Here is a 341-nt window from a genome sequence, read left to right as displayed (position 1 = left end):
CGATGGTTCCGATCAAGGAACACTCTTTTGACGAAGCAGCAAGTCAGGTCTGACTATCACTTACGGAACATCTCATCAGGAGAAGCAATCCGTATCCTTCAGTTTCATCATGGCATGACCTACATGGAAGCCATGCGTTTTCTTGGAATGGTTCACTAATGGACAAGATCAACGAATACACAAGCGAGTACGTCTATTACGGCGACAACGGTGTTTACACACCGTCTGAAGCAGAGCGTGAAATGCTCGTAGACTTCGCTCATGGCCTTCTTGCAGAACTGTCTGAAGATATGCAGGTACGCGCTACAGCAATTCAGTATGCTTCCACTATCGGGCATGGC

General features: G+C 47.5%; 1 protein-coding gene. It reads left to right on the top strand.

Translation table 11 applies throughout. The features are described 5' to 3' along the window. Window positions 1-158: 158 nt before the first annotated feature. The coding region (locus Q5762_RS37575; protein ID WP_315896800.1) for a hypothetical protein at window positions 159-341 on the top strand (183 nt) is incomplete at its 3' end.

This window comes from Streptomyces sp. P9(2023) (assembly GCF_032436795.1).
Taxonomy (GTDB): domain Bacteria; phylum Actinomycetota; class Actinomycetes; order Streptomycetales; family Streptomycetaceae; genus Streptomyces.
The sequence above is the reverse complement of the archived record's forward strand: the minus strand, read 5'-3'. Positions and strand labels throughout refer to the sequence as shown.